We start from the raw sequence: 19,543 nt of genomic DNA on the forward strand, positions 1-19,543 counted from the left end.
TTCAATAGCAAGAAAGTTGTACTACCATTACTTACATCTTATCCCAAAGTTTGTCTCTCCCTTATTCTATCAAGAAACTCTAAGGATAACTCTTTAAACGCAAGTGAAACCCTGTTTTGTCTATCATAATCAATAACAGGTTTTCCAAAACTCTGTGCTTCACTAACCTTTACACTTCTTGGGATGCGAGTCTTAAAAATAATCCATTTAAAATGTTTTTCTGCTTCCTCAGCTACTTCATGAGAAAGACGATTTCTTCCGTCATACATTGTTAAAACCAACCCAAAGAGCATCAATTCAGGGTTTAAACTTTTTTTAATTCCCTTTATGGTTCTTACCAATAAAGATAGCCCTTCTAAGGCATAATATTCGCACTGAAGAGGAATAACTACTCCCTGAGAAGCTGTTAGGATGTTAACGGTTATCAAACCAAGAGAAGGGGGTGAATCGATAAAAATAAAATCGAAAAACTCTTTTATCGGTTGTTGCAAATAAGTCCCTTTTTCAATAAGGTTTCTAAGCACATATTCTCTTTGAGGATAATCTACCAGCTCTATCTCAAGCCCTACAAGGTCTATCGAAGAAGGCAAAAGATAGAGACCTGAAAACGGCTGTTTGATAAAAGGCTCTACTTTTTCTTCTATGATTGCCTGATAGATGCTTTGTTGTTTTTTGACCCTAACTCCTAAACCACTTGAGGCGTTGGCCTGAGGGTCAAAATCTATCACTAAGACCTTAAAACCTTCCAAGGTTAGAGCCCGGGCAAGATTAACACATACCGTAGTTTTACCTACTCCACCTTTTTGGTTGATAAAAGCTAATACCTTCATCTATCCTTTTAACCCAAAAGTATAGTACAACTCGTTTAGTAAAACCACTAACAGAAAAACAAAACTGATAAAACCATTTACCGTAAAAAAAGCCTTGTTTATCTTGGAAAGATCCTTTTCGGTTATCAAGCGATGCTCATAGACTAAAAAAAGGGTGATCAAAAAGAGGCCCAGATAATAAATCCAGGTAGTCTTAGGATAAACTAACCCTACTAAAACTAACGAAAAGAAGGTAATACCATGAAGAAGTCTGGCTATTTTAAGAGCCTTGGCTATCCCAAATCTAACAGGAATAGACTTAAGCCCTACATTTTTATCAAACTCATAATCCTGCAGGCTATAAAGCACATCAAAACCAGAAACCCAGGACCCCATAGCCAAACCTAACAAAAAGGCAATCAAACTGACCCTTTCGTTTAAGGCTATATCTACGGCTATTGGAATAAGAAAGTAAACCACCCCAAGGACTAAATGAGGAAAATAGGTTATCCTTTTAGCATAAGGGTAAAACCATAAGAAAAAAATCACAACTGGGCTTAAGGCTAAAGCTAACAGGTTAATAGCATAACAACTTCCTATAAAAACCAAGCCGCTAATAAAAATAAGGAGTTTTATTTCCCAATCTTTTACCAAGCCGCTTGCATGAGGCCAGATCTTGGTTCTCGGATTTTTTTCATCAAAGGGTTTATCAACTAACCTGTTTAAAGCCATCCCTAAGGTTCTGGCTGAGATCATAGCTATCAAAATAGCGATGACTTTTTTCCAAGAAAGAACTTCTTGATAGAGTAAAAATATACTTGCCAGACCAAAGGGGAGGGCAAAAACCGTGTGTTCAAACTTTAAAAGCTCTGAATAAAGTTTAACCTTGGATATCAATTTTTCCCTCCTAAAAATTATTAAGCTATGTTTTGAACCTGTTCCCTTAATTTTTCTATCAAATCTTTTATCCTTACCGCCACCAAAGAAATGGCAGAAGACTGTGCTTTATTAGACAAAGTATTAATCTCTCTAAACATTTCCTGACATAAAAAGTCAAGCTTTTTCCCTGGGAAATCTTCTTCTAATGTCTCTTCAAAATGTTTAAGATGAACCTTTAGTCTGTTTAGTTCTTCGGTAAAATCTATCTTATCAAGAAGATATACCAGTTCCTGATAAAATCTGTTTTCGTCTAAATCTCTAACTCCTATCTCTTCTGCAAGTTTCTGAAGCCTAAGTCTTAATTTTTCGGTGTTCTCTTGGACTACCTGAGGTTTTAAGGTTTCGATTTCAGTTATCTGTTTCTTTAAGTCTTCTAAGTGTTTTTTTAATACCTCTTTTAAGTACATCCCCTCTTTTAGTCTTGAGGCTTTAAGTTGTTCTAAAGCCTCCTTTAAAGGTGGATAAACCTCTTCCCAAAGTTTATCAACCTCCTCTTCTTTATCTTCTAACATAAGATATTCTCTAAATCTCAAAAAATCGGAAAAAGTTAATACTTCTTCAAAATCTAAGGTTTCTTTTAATTTTTCCAAGGCCTGTTTAAGGTTTAAAGCTGTCTGAAGGTCTAAAAAGACTTCTCTTCCATCAGAAGGAATTCCTGTATGCTTTATCTGAACTTCTACTTTTCCACGAGAAACGTGCTCTATTATCAGCTTTCTTATCTTTTCTTCTAAAAAGGTATACCTTTTAGGTAATTTTAAAGAAAGGTCTAAATATTTCGAATTTACACTTTTTATGTACACCGTAACCTTAAAACTATCTATCTGAAAACTGGCCTTACCAAAACCTGTCATGCTTTCCATAATAACCTCTCTTTTACCCAGTTTAAGATTTTTTCTTTCTCTTCGGGCGAAAACCAAACTACATCCGGTTCTTTTTTAAACCAGGTAATCTGCCTTTTGGCATAACGTCTTGTATCTCTTTGAATAAGGGCTATTGCTTCATCTAAGCTAATCTCTCCCTCTAAATATTTTATCAAGTATCCATAACCTATCGCTCTAAACACCTTCAAGTAAGGACCAAAACCTCTTTCCAAAAGCCTTTTAACCTCCTCTATCCACCCTGCCTCAATCATCTTGAGAACTCGTTGATTTATCCGTTGATAAAGCTCTTTTCTGGGTAAAAGCAAACCTATTTTGAGAAAATTATACCGCTTTTTATGAAAAAAAGGATTTTCCTTATGAAAAGAGGAAAAAGGCTTTCCGGTGGCATAAAAGACCTCCATAGCCCTGGTAATCCTCACTTTATCTCTACGCGAAATTTTGTGGGCATATTCAGGGTCAACCTTCTTAAGCTCTTCGTATAATTCCTCTAAATTTTGTTCTGCCTTTTTTTGGACTTCTTTTCTGATGTCCTCAGGTATCTCTACCGAAAAAAGGCCATATTCTAACGCCCTAAGATAAAGTCCTGTGCCACCAACTAAGATAGGAAGTTTTCGCCTGGTCAGTATCTCGGCTATAACTTTATCAGCTAAGTCTACAAACCTTGCGGCGTTAAACTCTTCTTCTAAGTCTAAAACATCATAAAGATGATGAGGGACCTCTTTTTTTTCTTCCTCCGTGGGTTTAGCTGTACCTATATTTAATTCTTTGTAAAACTGTACAGAATCAAAGTTTATGATTTCTCCGTCTAAATGTTTGGCTAAAAATAATCCTACCTCAGACTTCCCTACTCCAGTGGGTCCTAAGACCACCAATCCCTGTATCTTCATAGCTTACGTTTTAATCTTTTTTCTATTTCAGAGACCTCGATCATCCAGTAAAGAGGACGCCCATGAGGACAGGTTTGAAGGTTATCTTCAAAAAACCTCTCTAATAACTGATAAACCTCAGCTTCGTGCAGAAAATCTCCTTTTTTCTTAGCAAGCTTGCAAGCATAACCTGCCAAAACCTCATCTAATAAAACCTTAGGATCTCTAAAATCATTTTCTAAAAGGTCTTCTAACACCTCTCTCACTTCCTCATCAAAACCTGCAGGGACTTTGGTTAAAAAAACTTTATCTTCAGACACCTCAAAACCAAACCCTATCTCTTCTAAAGCTTCCTTTTTATTCTTAAAATTAACTAATCCCTCTTGGGTCAACCTTAAAGATAAAGGAAACAGACATTCTTGACAAGCTCCTTTCTTATATCTCCTCTTTAATTCTTCAAACATCAAGCGTTCTGAAAGGGCATGCTGGTCTATCAAGTAAAGTTTGTCTCCCCTTTCTACCAAGAGATAGGTTTGCAAAAAACTTCCTAAGTATTTAAAATCCCTGGTTTTAAACGTTGGTAGTTGAAACTCAGAGATAGATAAAGCCTCTTTTCTTAAAGAAACCAAAGGTTGCCAATCATTTTTATAGTCCAAAATGTCTTCTTTAGTCTTTAAGCTTTCCTCCGAAAAAGGTTGTCGGTAATAAAATTTTTTCTCAGCAAAAATCTTTTCTATAGCTGAATTAAGTAAACGATGTAAAGCTTTTTCATCTCTAAACCTTACCTCCCATTTAGCAGGATGTACGTTTACATCTATCAGATGATAGGGAGCTTTAATAAATACAACTCCTGCCGGAAAACCAAGATTTCCATAAAACGGTTTTAACGCAGTAAGAAGGATCTTAACTATTTTTTCGTCTTTTATCCATCTTTGATTTACAAATATCCAGATATATTTCGTATGAGGAAGGGTATAGGAGGTATCGGTAAGGATTAAGTCTATGATATAAGGTGGATTTTCTAATCGAACCTCTTTAAAATATTTCTGATCGATTCCCGTTATTTTTTGTAAAAGCCTTGGTAAAGTCCCCCCTTCCCATGAAAAAAGTATTTTTTCTTTTTCGTCCTGGGTTTTAAGCTCAAACCTGATTTCAGGATGGGAAAGACTTAATCCCTTAACCACCTCGGTTATTTTTAAAGTTTCTGTTTTAGGAGACTTAAGGAAGGCTTTTCTTGCAGGTAGGTTAAAAAAGAGGTCTCTGACCACTACCACAGTCCCTTTTTTAAGATTAACAGGCTTTATGTTTAACTCTTGACCTCCTTCAACCTCTATCTGATAGGCTATATCCTGTCCCTCTCTTCGGCTTGCTATCGACATCCTTGAGACCTGAGCAATACTGGCAAGGGCTTCGCCTCTAAATCCATAGGTAACTATCTTAAAAACATCGGCAAGATTTTTTATTTTGCTGGTAGCAAAATGGTGATAACAAAGCTTTAGATCTTCTAAATCCATCCCTTCTCCGTCGTCATAAACAGAAATCTCTTTTAACCCTCCTTCCTTTATCACTACCCTGATATAAGAAGCTTGAGCATCAAAAGAGTTTTCTACCAATTCTTTTACCACGGAAGCAGGTCTTTCTACCACCTCTCCCGCGGCTATTTTTCCTCTTATCTCTTCTGGTAAAATCGAAATTTTAGGCATGTTTTTTTATCTGAGTAAAAATTATCCTTCCGCTTGAAGAATGTAAAAGGTTGGTTACCACCACCTCTACCTCTTTTCCTATAAGAGCCCTTCCATTTTCTACTACCACCATGCTTCCGTCTTCAAGATAACCTACTCCCTGTCCTTTTTCTTTACCTTCTTTTAGTATATAAATTTTAAGTACATCACCTGGATGTACCGGAAGTCTTAAGGCCAAGAATAGGTCGTTTATGTTAAGTACCTCTATCTTTTCTAACTGACAGATTTTATTTAAGTTATAATCTGTGGTAATTAGTTTAGCCCCTGTTTCTTTACAAAACTTGATAAGTTTTTCATCGGTAGACATTTTAGGATAGTTAGTTTCCACGATTGCTAAGTCTACTTTAGGAAGATTTTTTAATTCGTTTAGTAAATCTAAAGCCCTTTGTCCCCTTTCTCTTTTGATAGGATCGGTGCTGTCTGATAAAAATTGAATCTCCTCTAAGATAAACTTGGGTACTATAAGTTTACCCTCAACCCACCCTACTTTTGCTACATCTACAATTCTACCATCTATTATAGCACTGGTGTCAAGCACCTTTAAATTTTCTTTAAGCCAATCCCTTTGAGAATCCTTTTTAGCTAATTTTTTAGAAACGGTGGAAATTGGAGTAAGAGCTTTAGTAACTATCTTTTCTAAAATCTTTTCTATCATGTCAGAAACTTTTAATTCTTGAAATTTTTTACCTCCAAGAACAAGACCTAAATATCCTAATCCTAACATACTCATGATATAAAAAAAAATCTCCCAAACCGTGTTGCCTAAAACCTGATGGAATACAGAAGAAAAAAGTTTAGCAATCCCTAATCCTACCAGCAAACCAATGGAGCTCCCTAACAACTGTAGAAAAGGTAGATCTCTTATCCTTTTTTCTATAAAAATAACCAATACACCAAGAAAAAAACCTGCAGCCCCACCTAATAACGGAAAAACGTAGCCTTTTTCAGGATAAAAATAAAACAAAATGCCACCACCCAAAATAGTACAAACAGCTATAAAGATGATTTGGAAAAGATGCTTACCACCTAGCATTGCACCTCCTTTACTTAATAGACAAATACGAAAGCAGTTCTTTACAGTGTTCGGCACACCTTTTTAAAGCCTCTTGTTCTTCAGGCAAGAGTTTGAATTCTATCACCCTTTCTACCCCTTTTCTTCCTAAAACCACAGGTACTCCCAAAAAAACCCCTTCGATTCCATATTCCCCTTCTAAGTAAACAGAGCAGGTTAACACCCGTTTTTCATCTTTTAAAATACTTTCAACCATTTCTATCACAGAAAGGCCTGGTGTGGTGAAAGCACTACCTGTTTTAAGGTAAGAAACAATTTCTCCTCCACCAAACTTAGTCCTATAAACTATCTCTTCTATTTTTTCCTTAGGAAGAAGTTCGGTAACAGGAATCCCAGACACATTGGCCAATCTCACCAAAGGAAGCATCAGATCTCCATGAATTCCCATCACCAGGGCTTGAACGTCCTTAGGACTTACCCCTAAAGCCTCTGCTAAAAAATAACGATAACGAGCTGAATCAAGCACTCCTGCCATTCCGATAACCCTCTCCTTAGGGAACCCAGTTACTTTAAAAGCTACATAAACCATCGCATCAAGAGGATTAGAAACTACGATTACTATGCTTTGAGGAGCATATTTTTTAACATTTTCTGCGCAAGAACTTACTATTTTCTCGTTAATGCTTATCAGATCTTCCCTTGACATCCCTGGTTGTCTTGGCTTACCAGCAGTTATCACCACTACGTCTGCCCCTTCAAGGGCTGAAAAATCTTCTGTACCCCACATTTTTCCTGAAAATCCAAAAAGGGGGGAACTTTGTACCAAATCTAAAGCTTTACCTTTAGCAAGGTCTGGTATGATATCGATAAGAACGACCTCACGGGCAGTATTTTTAACCATCGCCCAATGGGCACAACTTGTCCCAACTGCACCTGCTCCAATAATAACCAACTTACTCATAAACTCTCCTCCTTGTTAAGAAATTCTTTATACCAAGTTTCAAAGATACGAACTTTCTCTTCTCCGTACTTCCTAAGTTCCTTTTTTATCTCCTCTACCGACTTCTCTTTATCTACCCTTTCAGGAACCTTAGAAAAAAATTTGTCTGCAAAGGCTATGATTTTTTCTTCTAAGGTCTGCGGTACCATATCTCTTGGAGGAAGAGGAAGTTTTTTTTCTATGATCTCTTGCTTGGTAATACCCACCCCTATGTGTCTTTCACAAACCAAAGCGAGGTCTAAATATCCCTCTTTCTCAAGAATATCCCTACCTATCACTCCATGCTTAATATAAGGCTCTGTAGCTTGTTCATTAAACTTAGGGAAATAAGTAAAAAAACATCCTATATCATGCAACATAGCTCCTTTATAAACAAAATCTAAGTTTACCTGGGGGAATTTTTTGGCTATTTCTAGAGCCTTTTTAGCAACTGCCTGAGAGTGGTTAACGATAAGATTTAAAAACTCTGGATTCCCCTTGCCGTACTTTTCAAGCAAACTTAAAGGATCCATAGGATCGACCTAATATTTAAAATTATAACCCCATCTATCACGTTGTAAACCAAAGTTATCATAAACCTAAAAACCTATTATTAGTTTAACTATAAAAAACAAGGCTATCAAAAAGGTAGGGATAGGAACTTCTCTTCTTTTACCAGATAAAAGCTTCAAAAAGACATAGCTTAATACTCCGATGATTATGCCGTTTACTATGCTAAAAGTTAAAGGCATGAACATGATGGTTAAAAAGGCAGGCAATCCTTCGGTGTAATCTTCAAAATCTATTTCCTTGATGGCGGTTAACATAAAAAGCCCTACCAACACCAAAGCAGGAGTTATAGCAGCAAGAGGAATTAATAAAAAAAGAGAAGAAAAAAACAAAGCTAAAGAGAAAAAGAAAGCAGTGAAAACAGAAGTAAGTCCTGTCCTTCCTCCCTCTGTAACTCCCGAAGCACTTTCTATATAAGCAGTAACTGTCGAAACCCCCAAAATAGCCCCTAAGGTTGTGCTTATAGCATCTACCAAAAGCCCTCGTTTAAAGCTTATACTTTCTTCGAATCTTTCTTCAAGTCTTGCTTTAGTAGAAACTCCTATAAGTGTGCCGATGGTATCAAAAAGATCTATAGAAAGAAAGGTGAGCATGATAATTAAAAAATCCCCTGACCAAATGTTACTAAAATCAAACTTAAAAAAAACTGAAGACGAAGAGAAAGGTAAAGACAGAAATTGAAAACCCTCTAATCGAGTTACTCCCAAAGGAATCCCCAAGACTGCGGTAATAAGGATACCTAAAAGCAAAGCCCCTTTTATCTTAAAGAAAAGTAAAGCCCCTGTAATAATTATTCCTAAAAGCCCTAAAAAGGCTTCAGGGTTGGTTAAGTCTCCAAGTTGAACGAGAACATTAGGATTTTTAACCACGATGTGAGCATTTTGAAGCCCTATAAAGGCTATAAAAAGGCCTATACCTACAGAAATTGCTCTTTTCAAATTCTCAGGGATAGCTTTAGCGATAGCAGTTCTAAGGTTGGTAACTGTAAGGAAGATAAAAATTATTCCTTCTAAAAACACAGCAGTAAGAGCTGTTTGCCAAGAGTATCCCATCCCTAAAACCACGGTATAAGTAAAAAAGGCACATAGTCCTACCCCAGGGGCTAAAGCAAAAGGTAAATTAGCATAAACTCCCATCAAAAAAGTAGAAAACATACACATCAAAACTACAGAGGTAAAAAGAGATTCCTTAGGCATTCCCGTTTTAGAAAGGATAGAAGGTACTACAGCAAGCACATAAGCCATCGTCATGAACGTGGTAAAACCTGCTATAAACTCTGTTTTTACATCGGTATTTCTTTGTTTTAACTTAAAGATCCGTTGGATAAAACTTTCTAAATTTTGTAGCATATCTCCTAAACCTTTAATTTTTTTGAAAATATAATGCAAATATATTAATAAAACTCCCTTTCGTCAACTTGAGGTTTTATTTTTTTAATACCACTTAAAAACTGTTTATGTTTTAAGGCTTTTTTGTTTTTTTCTGTTTTAGTAGATAAACCTGCTTAGTATGTTATAATACGTGATAATACTAAAAATTAACTGAGAGGTTTTTATGAAAAAACTTCTTTTTTACCTTGGGTTATGTTTGGTTTTACTTTGTGGAGGATGTGCAACCTCTCCTCCTCAAACTAAATCTACGATCACCTCTTTTAAAACCATTCTAATTCTTCCCTTCGAATATTACAATCCAGAGCAACGAGAAATTTTCATAGTACCTTTTAAAGGAATAATTTCAGGTCCCATCAAGATGTCAGCCTCAGAAACCCTTAGCCAAGTATTAAAAGAACGGTTACTAACTGCCAACCTTCCTTATCAGTTTAAATTTCTTGTTCCTCAAGAGGCTGAAACTCTGATTTTAGAAACACTTGCCGAAAGCCAAAGTTTTTCTGAATTTATTAAAAGGTTAGCCTCTAAAACCGGGGTAGATGCTATCCTTTACGGAAGGATTTATCGCTACCAGGAAAGACAAGGGAGTGGTTTTTCTGTAAACGAGCCAGCAAGTGTGGCCTTTGTCTTGGTACTTTATGATGGTTCTTCAGGAAAAATTGTCTGGGCAGAAATGTTTGACGAGACCCAGAAACCTTTAAGTGAAAACCTATTAAACCTTAAAATCTACAAAAAAATTAAATGGCTTACCGCTAAGGAACTGGCTGAAAATGGAATTGAACTTCTTTTACAAAAATTTCCTGGTGCCAAGAGGTAACAAATGTTGGTAATCCCGGCTATTGACCTAAGAAATCATAAGGTAGTAAGGCTTTTTCAGGGAGATTATGAGAAAACTAAAGTATATGGAGAAAACCCTGAAGAATATGCCCGATTTTTTAGACAACAAGGAGCTAAAAGACTTCATATAGTAGACCTTGATGGTGCCAAGGAGGGGAAACCAGTCCATAAAGACCTGGTAATAAAAATTGCCCAAGGTCTTGACATTCCTGTCCAGGTAGGAGGAGGGATAAGAACAGAAGAGCATGTAGAGACCTATCTAAAAAATGGGGTCTCTCAGGTCATCTTAGGAACTAAAGCTGTCTCTTCGGTTGATTGGTTAAGAACCTTATGTAATAGATATCCTCAGAAAATAATCGTAAGTGTAGACGTAAAAGGTGAAAAGGTAGCCATAGCAGGATGGTTGGAAACATCAGAGGTGAACTATTTGGATTTTATAAAAAATCTAAAAGGCCTTAAGCTTTTTGCGATTATTCTAACCATTATAGAACGAGATGGTACCCAAAAAGGGGTAGAAGTAGATAGATTAGAAAAAGCACTTCAGTTTTCAGAACATCCTATTATTTTAGCGGGAGGGGTTTCTACTTTAGAAGATATTCAAAAATTAAAACCTTATGAAAAGTTAGGATTGATGGGAGTTATAACTGGGAGAGCCCTTTATGAAGGTACGTTAAACCTTAAAGAAGCCTTATTACTTGCGGAGTGATGGACCTTAATTTTTTAAAAAATAAGATAGTAGATATCTTCTCTCGAGAAAAAATAACTACTGCTTATGTTAAAGACGTAAAAGGAAAACGCCTTCATATAGTTTTACCTTCTGGCAAAGAAGAGTCCATCAACTACCATGCTTTGGTATCCTTTGAAGAAAAACCAATTTCATCAAAAGACCTAACCCAGGTGGAGACCCTTTTAAGAGAAAAAAATCAAAAAAGAGAAAAACTAAAAGATATTTTTAACTTAGAAGAACTTTGGGAAGTGGTAGTTGACGAAGAACAACCCATTTTATTAGCTAAAGACCTGGTAGAACTTTTCCTGGGAAAAGTACCAGAAGAAGACGAAATCGCAGGGTTTTTACGAAAGGTCTGCGAGGCTAAACTTTATTTTAAATTAAAAGCACCTAACGAAGTAGAAATAATGCCTCGAGAGGAAGTAGAAAGGGAAATTCATAGGAGAGAAAAAGAACTCGAAAGATTAAAAAAATTAAACCAAGGTATAGAGTTTATAAAATCCTTAAAAGCAGGATCTATAGAAAAGTTTGACCAAGAAACTATAGACTTCTGGGGAACTGCTTTAAAAGAATATTTTTTATGGGAAGAGCAAAGTTCCTCGGGAAAGATGGTTAAAGACGTTTTAGAAAAGGCAGAAATTAAGGAACAAAATCAGATTTTTGACCTATTAGTTAAGCTAAACCTGTTTGACGAAGACGAAAACGTAGAGCTTTTGAAAACCAAATTTCCTTTAGACTTTAGTTTGGAAGAAATAAAACAGGCGGAAGAGATTTCTCGTTCCTCATTAGAGGATGAGCCTAGAGAAGACTTAACACATTTAGAGACTTTTACCATAGACGCTGAAGAGACAGAAGACTTTGATGATGCCTTAAGTTTTGAAGAGACAAAAGAGGGATATTTAATTTATGTTCATATCGCAGATGTGGCTGGATTTATAAAACCTGGGACCCCTCTTTGGAATGGTGCTTTAGAAAGAACTTTAACCCTTTATCTTCCTGAAAAAATCATTCCCATGCTACCTTTTTCCCTTTCTCACGAAAAATTTAGTCTAAAACAAGGAGAAATAAGGCCTGCCTTAACCTTTAAGATTTACCTGCAAAAAGACGGAGAGCTTAAAGAATTTAAAGCCACCTCCTCTCTTATTAAGGTAAAAAAGAGACTTACTTATAAAGAGGTAGACTCATATCTCAGTTCTGGAGAACCTTTCTGGCAAAAACTTTATCAACTTCTTATGCGGTTTAAACGAAGAAGGGAAGAAAATGGGGCTATCGCTATCTTTTTGCCTGAGGTTGAGGTTAAGGTGTCTGAGGATGGGACTATTTCAGTTTTCAAGGTAGAAATGACCCCTGCCAGAATGTTGGTGGCTGAAGCTATGGTTCTTACCAACTACTTAGGAGCCAAACTACTCCAACAAAATCAAATTCCTGGAATTTTTCGTTCCCAACCTAAACCCATAGAAGTAATAGAAAACTTTGAAGAAAACCTTTATCTTAAGCTCCTTCAACTGAGATATCTTGCGAAATCTGAAATTTCTCTTTTTCCAGAATATCATTCTGGATTAGGACTTGAAGCTTATGCTACCTTGTCTTCTCCGATAAGAAGGTTTGCAGACCTGGTAAACCAATATCAGCTAAAGGCTCTTATCGCTGGTACCCCTCCTCTTTCAGAAAAGGAACTCAACCAATTTTTACCAGAATTGCAAACTAACCTTCAAAGAGCAACCTTTCTTCAAAACAAAAGAGAAAAATATTTTCTACTTAAATACTTGCAAACCCAGGTTAAAGACCAACCTTTACAAGGACTGGTTTTGCAGGTACAAAACAAAAGGGCCAAAGTATACCTGGTTGATTTTAACCTTACAGGAGACCTGATAGGGTTCAAAGAAAACCTCAATCCTGGGCAAGAAATAATCGTTAAAATAGAAAAGGTCAACCCCAGATTAGAAATATTAAGACTGAAACTTGATTAAATTAAATTTTTATTAGCCTTTTTTTCAGAATACATCAAAGCATCTGCTGTTGCAAGCATATTTTCTATAGACTTTTCTAAATCCCCCTTATCTTCTAGCTGAGCAATACCAATAGAAATCTTAACATTAGGGATGTTATATATCTCCCAGTTTTTCTTAATCCTTTCAGCTACCTGAACAGCTTGCTCTTTGGTAGTATACGGTAATAAGATAACAAACTCGTCTCCTCCATATCTAAAAACCAGGTCTACCCCTGCTCTTACACTATTTAAAAGAGTTTCCCCTACCAGCTTTAGTAAAGCATCACCTTCTTGATGTCCAAGATTATCGTTATACCATTTAAAATTGTCAAGGTCTAGCATCATTAAACTAAGAGGATGTCTTTGCCTAAGGGCTTTATAGGCTTCTTCTCTTAGTTTTTCTTCAAAGAACCTCCTGTTATAAACCCCTGTCAAAGAGTCTTCTATCAAAAAACGCTTTATTTTTTTATCCAGGTAATATTCTTTAAAAAGTTTAGCCAACCTAGCTTTAAGTTCGTTTATAGTAAAAGGTTTAAAAACAACTTCATCTGCGCCTAAGTCAAAATAACGTGCTATATCTTCCTCTTTTAAAAAATTTAAAACTACACATACCTTAGATTCTTCGTAGAATTCTCTAACTTTGTTTAAAAGAAACGAAAGATCTTCTCCTCCTCTCCCCACCAATACCACCAACTGAAAAAGGTCTTCTTTAGAAAACTCTAGCCTTTCCACACTTATTATTTCTACCTTATAGGGCTCTAAAATTTCTTCCAAAAAAAAAGTTACTTCTTTTTCCTGATCATAAATTAAAATTTTTGGATCCTCTTTAAGCTCTGTCTTTATTAAATCTAACCACTTAGCTAACTTCACTAAAATTCCTCTCTTTCTTTTTTTAAAAAATCTCTAAGGATCTGTGCATGGTCAAAAACTAAAAAATCCCATGGAATTTCTTCTAACTTAAATACTCGAGCCTCTTTAGCGTCATCCATTCCTTTAAGCGTCCCTTTACCTTTAGCCACAAATACTGTAGAAATAGTATGAAACCTTGGGTCTCTGTCAGGATTTGAATAACAACCAAGAAGATATTCGAGCTCTATGTCTAAATTAGTCTCTTCCTTAGCCTCTCTTATCGCTGCCTGTTCCAGGGATTCTCCATAGTCTACAAAACCTCCAGGTAATGCCCACCCTTGAGGGTAATTTTTTCTATAGATTAACACGATTCCATCGCCAAACTTAATGATAATATCTACCGTAGGAAAAGGATTTTTATACGGTTTAAAGGTATCTGGATGGTATTTTGAGGTTATCTCTATCATAGCTTGATGAATATGACTGTTTGAAGCCACTATGGTGTTTAGGAAAGGATGGTAAGGGTTACCTAAATAATCTGTAACCTTACCCCCTGCCTCTTCCACAAGAAGGATTCCAGCTGCGGTATCCCAGGGTTTAAGATAGGGTTCCCAAAAACCCTCATACCTTCCACAGGCAACGTATGCCAAATCAAGAGCAGCAGAACCAAAGCGTCTAACTCCCTGACATTTTGTCATAAACTCTTTAAATAAAGGGATAAACAAATCAGGACTATCCATAATTTTAGATACAGGAAAACCAGTACATAAAAGCGAAGATAACAAGTTATCTACCGAAGAAACCCTAATAGGATTCCCGTTTAGGTAGGCCCCTTGACCTCGTACTGCATAAAAAAGTTCGTCTGTCATCGGATTATAAACCATCCCTAAAACCGGTGTTTTACCTTGCATCAAGGCCACTGAGATAGCAAACCAGGGAAGACGATGAGCAAAATTGGTAGTTCCGTCTAACGGGTCAACCAACCAAAAAACCTCGGGCAACTCTTTTTCAGGGTGATAGCTTTCTTCAGCTAAAATAGAAGCAGAAGGAAAAATCCGTTTCAAACCTTCTTTAAGCTTTTCCTCAGACTTAAGGTCAACAGAGGTTACCAGATCTATTTTTCCTTTATAAAAAACCTCAACCGAAGAAAAATAAGACTGTTTTTGAAAACTGCCAACTTCTAAAACCAGAGCTTTAAGAGGATCTACCAGCTTTCTCCAATCCATAAGTAATAGGATATTATAATCTTACAAAATTACAAGACACTTTGCTTATTTTTATTAATGATCGACAGGTTGACAAAAATAAGTTTTAACTTCAAAATGTTGTAGAAGCTTACTATCAGAAACTGGAGGGCAACATGGATAAAAAAGGCTTGTCAATGATAATTTTGATGGTAATAGCTTGGGGGACCTTTCTCTTAAACCAGGGATTAGTTTACGCAGAAACCAAAGGTGGTCATCCTAAGATCACGACTGTTTCAACCTCGATTAAAGAAAAAAAAGAGATCCTACCGAACGTGTTGAAGCTTACGGTTGAAGTATCTACTCAACCTTTACCTAAAGAAATAGAAGTTATAAACCTTTTAGGTACTATAGATAAAAAAGTAAAGGCCTTAGAAGTAGAATACCATGGAGGAAGGTATTATGTATACAAAGACTGTCAGTGGATAAAAAACAAACAAGTATGCCATGGGTATAAAGGTTTTCTTTCTTATGTTTTTGAGCTAAAAGATCCAACTAAACAAACCAAAATTTATTCTCTGTTTGAAGAGGCTAAAAAGATGTATGGCGATAGCCTCGATTTTTCTGTAACCAACATCTACTGGACGATAACAGAAAAAGACTTGAAAACCATTACAGAAGAGTTAAAGTTAACTTTAATAACTAAAGCTATAAAATTTTCTGAAAAAGTTTCTAAAACCCTTAATAAATCCTGTCACATCACTACCTTAAACCTTGACCAACGTGGTGATGGTATCATCATCCAAAAAGCCTCTTTATTAAAAAGTTTTTCTGAAGAAAAAGCAACGATAGAGCCTCCAAGCCCCAAACAAGAACAAACAGTAGAACTTTCTGCCTATGTAGTTTTATCCTGTTATTAGTCTTTGAATGATTAAAAAAAATTTTAATGTTAATCCTATCAAAGGCCTTGACAAAATATGATTTTAATTTATTTTTATGAATATCTCATGAAGTATTCCCCGGTAGCTCAATCGGCAGAGCGGTGGGCTGTTAACCCATAGGCTGCAGGTTCGAGTCCTGCCCGGGGAGCTTATTTTAATTTTTTTAAACCTGTGAGAATCTATCTTTGGATTAATCTAAAAATTTCCAACTATTAGGTTTCTTTAAATGTCTAAAATTTAAATCAAAGGAGTTTGCCGATGGAAGAGAGCCAAAAAGGAAAAAATATCGTTTCTTCGGAAGACAATGTAGACAAAGTTCTTGAAGAACTAGGTAGTCCAATCTATCTTTCAGAACTTAGGAGAAAAACCCTTACAGAGCTTTATTCTATAGGAGAGCAATTAAACATAGAAAACATCTATAACTATTATAAAAAATCTGATGTAATCTACAACATCATAAGCACTTTACTTAATAAAGGGGTAGAGATCATAGTAGAAGGCGTCTTAGAAGTTTTACCAGAAGGCTTTGGCTTTTTGCGGTTTAACGATTATAACTATCTTCCAAGCTCCGAAGATATTTATGTTTCTCCTCCGCAAATACGAAAATTTGGGCTTAAAACTGGAGACACCATATTTGGTTATATCAGACAACCTAAGGAAGGAGAAAAATATTTTGCCTTAGCCAAGGTGGAAAAAGTTAACTATCTTCCACCAGAAATAGTTAGAACCAGAACTCCTTTTGACCATCTTACCCCTATCCATCCTAACCAATGGCTTAGGTTAGAAACCACCCCAGATAATCTTTCAACCAGGATTATAGATTTATTTGTTCCCATAGGGAAAGGACAAAGAGGTCTTATCGTTGCACCTCCAAGAACAGGAAAAACGGTCTTGTTACAGAATATCGCCAATGGAATAGTAACTAATTACCCAGATGTATATTTAATCATTCTCTTGATAGATGAAAGACCTGAAGAAGTAACAGAAATGCAAAGAATCGTCCCCAAGGCTGAGATTGTAAGCTCTACCTTTGATGAACCACCTCAAAAGCACACCCAAGTTGCTGAAATTGTTATAGAAAAGGCCAAAAGATTGGTTGAGTGTAAATATGACGTGGTAATCTTACTTGACAGTCTTACCCGTTTAACCAGAGCTTATAACGTGGTAGTTCCTTCAAGCGGGAAACTTCTTTCAGGAGGAATTGATGCCAATGCCTTACACAAACCCAAAAGATTCTTCGGCGCTGCAAGAAACATAGAAGAAGGAGGAAGCCTTACTATTATTGCCACCTGTCTTATAGACACAGGAAGCCGTATGGATGAAGTGATCTTCGAAGAGTTTAAAGGAACAGGTAACATGGAGATAGTATTAGATAGGCGCTTGGCTGATAGAAGGATCTGGCCTGCCATAGACATCCATCTTAGTGGTACAAGAAAAGAAGAACTTTTATTACCTCCTGATATTCTCCATAAAGTCTGGTTATTAAGGAAGGTTCTCTCGCCTCTGTCTTCAGTAGAATGTATGGAGTTCCTTATCGAAAAAATGAAAGACACCTCAAGCAACCAAGACTTTTTAAGCAAAATGAATCAGTAAATCGACAGAAAGCCTTGGTCAGGACCACCTACCAAGGCTCTATCAAGGTTTCTTATTTTAAACCTTTCCTCGACTTTAGAAAAAGTGCAAGATAGGCATCAGATTTAATCCGTAGTGTTCTTTTAATTGTAAACAAAATAAAAAGTTGCCCTTTTAAACCTAACAGTCCTCTCAAAAAAAAAGAAAAGCATCTCTGCATCTTGTAGAGGGATATTTTTACCTTAACATGTAATATAAAATTAGACAATCTTTATAAGCTTGATATAATAATTCAATAATTCAAGGATAATTAAAGTTATTATGCAATAGAATAGAAACATGAAAACAAAGCTTATTAACGAGTGGTGTCTGTTATGTGAACCTCCTTGTTTTAAATTTCGATATCATGCTACTGATTTAGATCTTTTTATGATTCGAGAAAAAATTCATCAACATGGGCTTGATAGTGAAGAAAAAGTTAAAAAGGCAGATTTAAACCTTATTACAACTTTGCTTAGAAAGGGAAAAGGGTTGATAGAGTATTTTGATGAGCCGATGCAGTATCCTCAAGACCACTGGTGGTGGCATTTAGATAAAATTGTTGAAAAATCCTATCCCCAAGAACTCCTTCCTGAATATCTTAGAGTAGTTTACGAAAAAGCTTTAAAAGGTGAGATCAGGTTAATCTACGATTCTTATCAAAGTGAATTAATAAAAAGTTGGGTTTTATTCTGTGAATTTCCTGACGATCTTCGTTATTATGCTTCTGCACCTGCCCTTTTAGAAACAAGAGAGGAAATTCATCAACAAGGTCTTGATGATGAAGAGGATGTACAAATCGCTGATCTTATGTTAATAGAAGTTGTATTACAAAAAGGGGCAGATCCTTCTGACTTATTTGATGATCCTCAAAAGTATCCTTTTGACCACTGGTGGTGGCATTTAGAGAAAATTGGAGAGAAAACTTATCCTGTCCAACTTCTACCGGAATATTTGAGAAATATTTATTTAAAAAATAAATAAAAACATTAAGGGAGATAAGTTTTTCTTTAAGAAGCCTTCTTAAATATCTCCTTTTTTTCTTTTTTATAAGATAAGGAATCAAATAGGCTTCTACTAAAGTTTTTAAAAACACAACAACTAAAAAAACAACTAAAAATGCAATAAAAAATAAAACCATCAAAGGACCGATGAGAAGACCTATGATAGACTTTAAAGACAAACTCAATATAGCAGGCATACGAGTGTATTCCAAAGTTAAAAGAATACATTAACTAAAATATACTACTAATTTCTAAAGAAACAAAATATTTCTAACATTGCCAATTGATTTGGGAGTTCCCTTTATATCCCACATGATTCAGATGAAACTTATACTACTGCTACTCAAAAACCGAAGAGTGAAATTGCTTTATATCTCACATGGTTCAGATGAAACACGCATGAGGAAGTTTCCAAAAATTCTTCTTCTTTCTTTATATCCCACATGGTTCAGATGAAACCCAATTGTCAAAGAACATAAAAAAATTACATGCAAAAGCTTTATACATAAAAATTTTAAAACAATTTATAATTTTATCCACAACCTGAATTTTATTTTATCTGCATCAAACCTTCAATCGATTTTAAAAAAGCTAATAAAAAATATCTTCATTATGTAGCATTCATTAAGTTTATTCAAATTTTGGCAGAAAACCAGGTTCGATGCAAAATCATAAAATATTCCCTGTTATTTCCTTTTCAATTCCAAGGACTATTTTTCTGTAGTTCAACCTGTTCTCAAGACTGTAAAAATATATAGAATTATTTTCCATAGTGTTTATTTAATTGTGTCTGCCAATTTTGGGTAAGAAGTCTCCCTCCTAAAATTAGATATCGCTTCTTGAAATCCAGGTAAACTCCTACCCCTGTATCTCTCGTTCATCTCCAACAATACCAAATATACCACCTTACAAACTGAATCCACTCCCGAAAATACCTCTATCACCTTAGCCCTCATCAAGATATCCTTCATTAGCCTCTCTAATTGATTCGTAGTGTAAATAAACCTTCTAACCTCCTCCGGATATCCCATAAACGTCGTAAGCTCGTTAAAATTCTCCTCCCACTTCCTTACTACCTCCGGATATATTCTACCCCATCTCTCCTTAAACTTCATCGGGAGTAGAATATAAATTGTGTCTTTTAATAAAATATTTTAGAGGCATAATAAAAATTTTTAATATTTTTTAAATTAATGATAACATAAAACCTAAAA

General features: G+C 35.7%; 18 protein-coding genes and 1 tRNA gene. 7 read left to right on the forward strand and 12 right to left on the reverse strand.

Going from position 1 to position 19,543, the window contains the following annotated elements:
• Positions 1-38: 38 nt before the first annotated feature.
• The 9 genes from PWP26_RS04230 to PWP26_RS04270 form a co-directional block, all read right to left on the reverse strand.
• The gene (locus PWP26_RS04230) at positions 39-830 is read right to left on the reverse strand and encodes a ParA family protein (RefSeq protein WP_022855861.1); all 792 of its coding nucleotides are present in this window, start codon (positions 828-830) and stop codon (positions 39-41) included.
• The gene (locus PWP26_RS04235; protein ID WP_038060805.1) at positions 831-1,703 is read right to left on the reverse strand and encodes a UbiA-like polyprenyltransferase; all 873 of its coding nucleotides are present in this window, start codon (positions 1,701-1,703) and stop codon (positions 831-833) included.
• A 23-nt stretch (positions 1,704-1,726) separates the two neighbouring features.
• Entirely contained in the window at positions 1,727-2,608 is an 882-nt protein-coding gene (locus PWP26_RS04240) for a YicC/YloC family endoribonuclease (protein WP_301399017.1), read from the reverse strand.
• The gene (gene miaA / locus PWP26_RS04245) at positions 2,596-3,516 is read right to left on the reverse strand and encodes a tRNA (adenosine(37)-N6)-dimethylallyltransferase MiaA (protein WP_273011574.1); all 921 of its coding nucleotides are present in this window, start codon (positions 3,514-3,516) and stop codon (positions 2,596-2,598) included. Before miaA ends, PWP26_RS04240 begins: the two co-directional genes overlap by 13 nt.
• Entirely contained in the window at positions 3,513-5,198 is a 1,686-nt protein-coding gene (gene mutL / locus PWP26_RS04250; protein ID WP_287568693.1) for a DNA mismatch repair endonuclease MutL, read from the reverse strand. The genes miaA and mutL overlap by 4 nt, the downstream gene beginning before the upstream one ends.
• Positions 5,191-6,270, reverse strand: a complete 1,080-nt coding sequence (locus tag PWP26_RS04255; RefSeq protein ID WP_301399018.1) for a PIN/TRAM domain-containing protein — start codon at positions 6,268-6,270, stop codon at positions 5,191-5,193. The genes mutL and PWP26_RS04255 overlap by 8 nt, the downstream gene beginning before the upstream one ends.
• Before the next feature lie 10 nt (positions 6,271-6,280).
• Positions 6,281-7,210 carry a malate dehydrogenase gene (gene mdh / locus PWP26_RS04260; RefSeq protein WP_287568690.1) on the reverse strand — a complete coding sequence of 310 codons (930 nt, stop codon included), beginning with the start codon at positions 7,208-7,210 and terminating at the stop codon, positions 6,281-6,283.
• A complete protein-coding gene (locus PWP26_RS04265; protein ID WP_273011582.1) occupies positions 7,207-7,761 on the reverse strand; it encodes an HD domain-containing protein in 555 nt (184 codons plus the stop codon). Before PWP26_RS04265 ends, mdh begins: the two co-directional genes overlap by 4 nt.
• A gap of 66 nt (positions 7,762-7,827) precedes the next feature.
• The gene (locus tag PWP26_RS04270) at positions 7,828-9,123 is read right to left on the reverse strand and encodes an NCS2 family permease (RefSeq protein WP_367652117.1); all 1,296 of its coding nucleotides are present in this window, start codon (positions 9,121-9,123) and stop codon (positions 7,828-7,830) included.
• 229 nt (positions 9,124-9,352) lie between these two features.
• On the opposite strand from PWP26_RS04270, the gene PWP26_RS04275 reads away from it, so the two are divergent.
• Genes PWP26_RS04275 through PWP26_RS04285 form a run of 3 tightly spaced genes read left to right on the forward strand, consistent with a single transcriptional unit; the run spans position 9,353 to position 12,720 of the window.
• Positions 9,353-10,003: a hypothetical protein gene (locus PWP26_RS04275; RefSeq protein WP_038060754.1), complete on the forward strand. Its 651-nt coding sequence runs from the start codon at positions 9,353-9,355 to the stop codon at positions 10,001-10,003.
• A 3-nt stretch (positions 10,004-10,006) separates the two neighbouring features.
• Positions 10,007-10,729, forward strand: a complete 723-nt coding sequence (gene hisA, locus PWP26_RS04280; protein WP_038060757.1) for a 1-(5-phosphoribosyl)-5-[(5-phosphoribosylamino)methylideneamino]imidazole-4-carboxamide isomerase — start codon at positions 10,007-10,009, stop codon at positions 10,727-10,729.
• Positions 10,729-12,720: a ribonuclease catalytic domain-containing protein gene (locus PWP26_RS04285; RefSeq protein ID WP_273011591.1), complete on the forward strand. Its 1,992-nt coding sequence runs from the start codon at positions 10,729-10,731 to the stop codon at positions 12,718-12,720. Before hisA ends, PWP26_RS04285 begins: the two co-directional genes overlap by 1 nt.
• On the opposite strand, the gene PWP26_RS04290 is transcribed toward PWP26_RS04285, so the two are convergent.
• Both PWP26_RS04290 and PWP26_RS04295 read right to left on the reverse strand, forming a co-directional pair.
• A complete protein-coding gene (locus tag PWP26_RS04290) occupies positions 12,717-13,610 on the reverse strand; it encodes a diguanylate cyclase (protein ID WP_301399020.1) in 894 nt (297 codons plus the stop codon). The two genes, PWP26_RS04285 and PWP26_RS04290, sit on opposite strands and share 4 nt — an antisense overlap.
• The gene (locus PWP26_RS04295; RefSeq protein ID WP_273018896.1) at positions 13,610-14,815 is read right to left on the reverse strand and encodes an inositol monophosphatase family protein; all 1,206 of its coding nucleotides are present in this window, start codon (positions 14,813-14,815) and stop codon (positions 13,610-13,612) included. The genes PWP26_RS04290 and PWP26_RS04295 overlap by 1 nt, the downstream gene beginning before the upstream one ends.
• A 134-nt stretch (positions 14,816-14,949) precedes the next feature.
• On the opposite strand from PWP26_RS04295, the gene PWP26_RS04300 reads away from it, so the two are divergent.
• The 4 genes from PWP26_RS04300 (at position 14,950) to PWP26_RS04315 (ending at position 18,309) form a co-directional block, all read left to right on the forward strand.
• A complete protein-coding gene (locus PWP26_RS04300) occupies positions 14,950-15,693 on the forward strand; it encodes a hypothetical protein (protein ID WP_301399021.1) in 744 nt (247 codons plus the stop codon).
• A gap of 96 nt (positions 15,694-15,789) precedes the next feature.
• A tRNA-Asn gene (locus PWP26_RS04305) sits at positions 15,790-15,862 on the forward strand.
• A gap of 191 nt (positions 15,863-16,053) precedes the next feature.
• Positions 16,054-17,307 (forward strand): transcription termination factor Rho, encoded by a 1,254-nt coding sequence (gene rho / locus PWP26_RS04310; RefSeq protein ID WP_301399022.1) that lies wholly within the window; start codon positions 16,054-16,056, stop codon positions 17,305-17,307.
• Between the two features lie 318 nt (positions 17,308-17,625).
• Positions 17,626-18,309: a hypothetical protein gene (locus PWP26_RS04315; protein ID WP_273018894.1), complete on the forward strand. Its 684-nt coding sequence runs from the start codon at positions 17,626-17,628 to the stop codon at positions 18,307-18,309.
• A gap of 796 nt (positions 18,310-19,105) precedes the next feature.
• Here PWP26_RS04315 and PWP26_RS04320 read toward each other — a convergent pair.
• Positions 19,106-19,444, reverse strand: coding sequence for a transposase (locus tag PWP26_RS04320; RefSeq protein WP_081856481.1), 339 nt, complete (start codon positions 19,442-19,444; stop codon positions 19,106-19,108).
• Positions 19,445-19,543 lie beyond the last annotated feature (99 nt).

Origin of the sequence: Thermodesulfobacterium sp. (genome assembly GCF_030445475.1) — a bacterium.
GTDB classification, from domain to species: domain Bacteria; phylum Desulfobacterota; class Thermodesulfobacteria; order Thermodesulfobacteriales; family Thermodesulfobacteriaceae; genus Thermodesulfobacterium; species Thermodesulfobacterium commune.

What these genes read in the sequence shown, in the direction of transcription:
- PWP26_RS04230 (WP_022855861.1), bottom strand. Translation starts at nt 830, where the DNA reads ATGAAGGTATTAGCTTTTATCAACCAAAAAGGTGGAGTAGGTAAAACT.
- PWP26_RS04240 (WP_301399017.1), bottom strand. Translation starts at nt 2,608, where the DNA reads ATGGAAAGCATGACAGGTTTTGGTAAGGCCAGTTTTCAGATAGATAGT.
- miaA (WP_273011574.1), bottom strand. Translation starts at nt 3,516, where the DNA reads ATGAAGATACAGGGATTGGTGGTCTTAGGACCCACTGGAGTAGGGAAG.
- mutL (WP_287568693.1), bottom strand. Translation starts at nt 5,198, where the DNA reads ATGCCTAAAATTTCGATTTTACCAGAAGAGATAAGAGGAAAAATAGCC.
- PWP26_RS04255 (WP_301399018.1), bottom strand. Translation starts at nt 6,270, where the DNA reads ATGCTAGGTGGTAAGCATCTTTTCCAAATCATCTTTATAGCTGTTTGT.
- mdh (WP_287568690.1), bottom strand. Translation starts at nt 7,210, where the DNA reads ATGAGTAAGTTGGTTATTATTGGAGCAGGTGCAGTTGGGACAAGTTGT.
- PWP26_RS04265 (WP_273011582.1), bottom strand. Translation starts at nt 7,761, where the DNA reads ATGGATCCTTTAAGTTTGCTTGAAAAGTACGGCAAGGGGAATCCAGAG.
- PWP26_RS04275 (WP_038060754.1), top strand. Translation starts at nt 9,353, where the DNA reads ATGAAAAAACTTCTTTTTTACCTTGGGTTATGTTTGGTTTTACTTTGT.
- hisA (WP_038060757.1), top strand. Translation starts at nt 10,007, where the DNA reads ATGTTGGTAATCCCGGCTATTGACCTAAGAAATCATAAGGTAGTAAGG.
- PWP26_RS04285 (WP_273011591.1), top strand. Translation starts at nt 10,729, where the DNA reads ATGGACCTTAATTTTTTAAAAAATAAGATAGTAGATATCTTCTCTCGA.
- PWP26_RS04295 (WP_273018896.1), bottom strand. Translation starts at nt 14,815, where the DNA reads ATGGATTGGAGAAAGCTGGTAGATCCTCTTAAAGCTCTGGTTTTAGAA.
- PWP26_RS04300 (WP_301399021.1), top strand. Translation starts at nt 14,950, where the DNA reads ATGGATAAAAAAGGCTTGTCAATGATAATTTTGATGGTAATAGCTTGG.
- PWP26_RS04315 (WP_273018894.1), top strand. Translation starts at nt 17,626, where the DNA reads ATGAAAACAAAGCTTATTAACGAGTGGTGTCTGTTATGTGAACCTCCT.
- PWP26_RS04320 (WP_081856481.1), bottom strand. Translation starts at nt 19,444, where the DNA reads ATGAAGTTTAAGGAGAGATGGGGTAGAATATATCCGGAGGTAGTAAGG.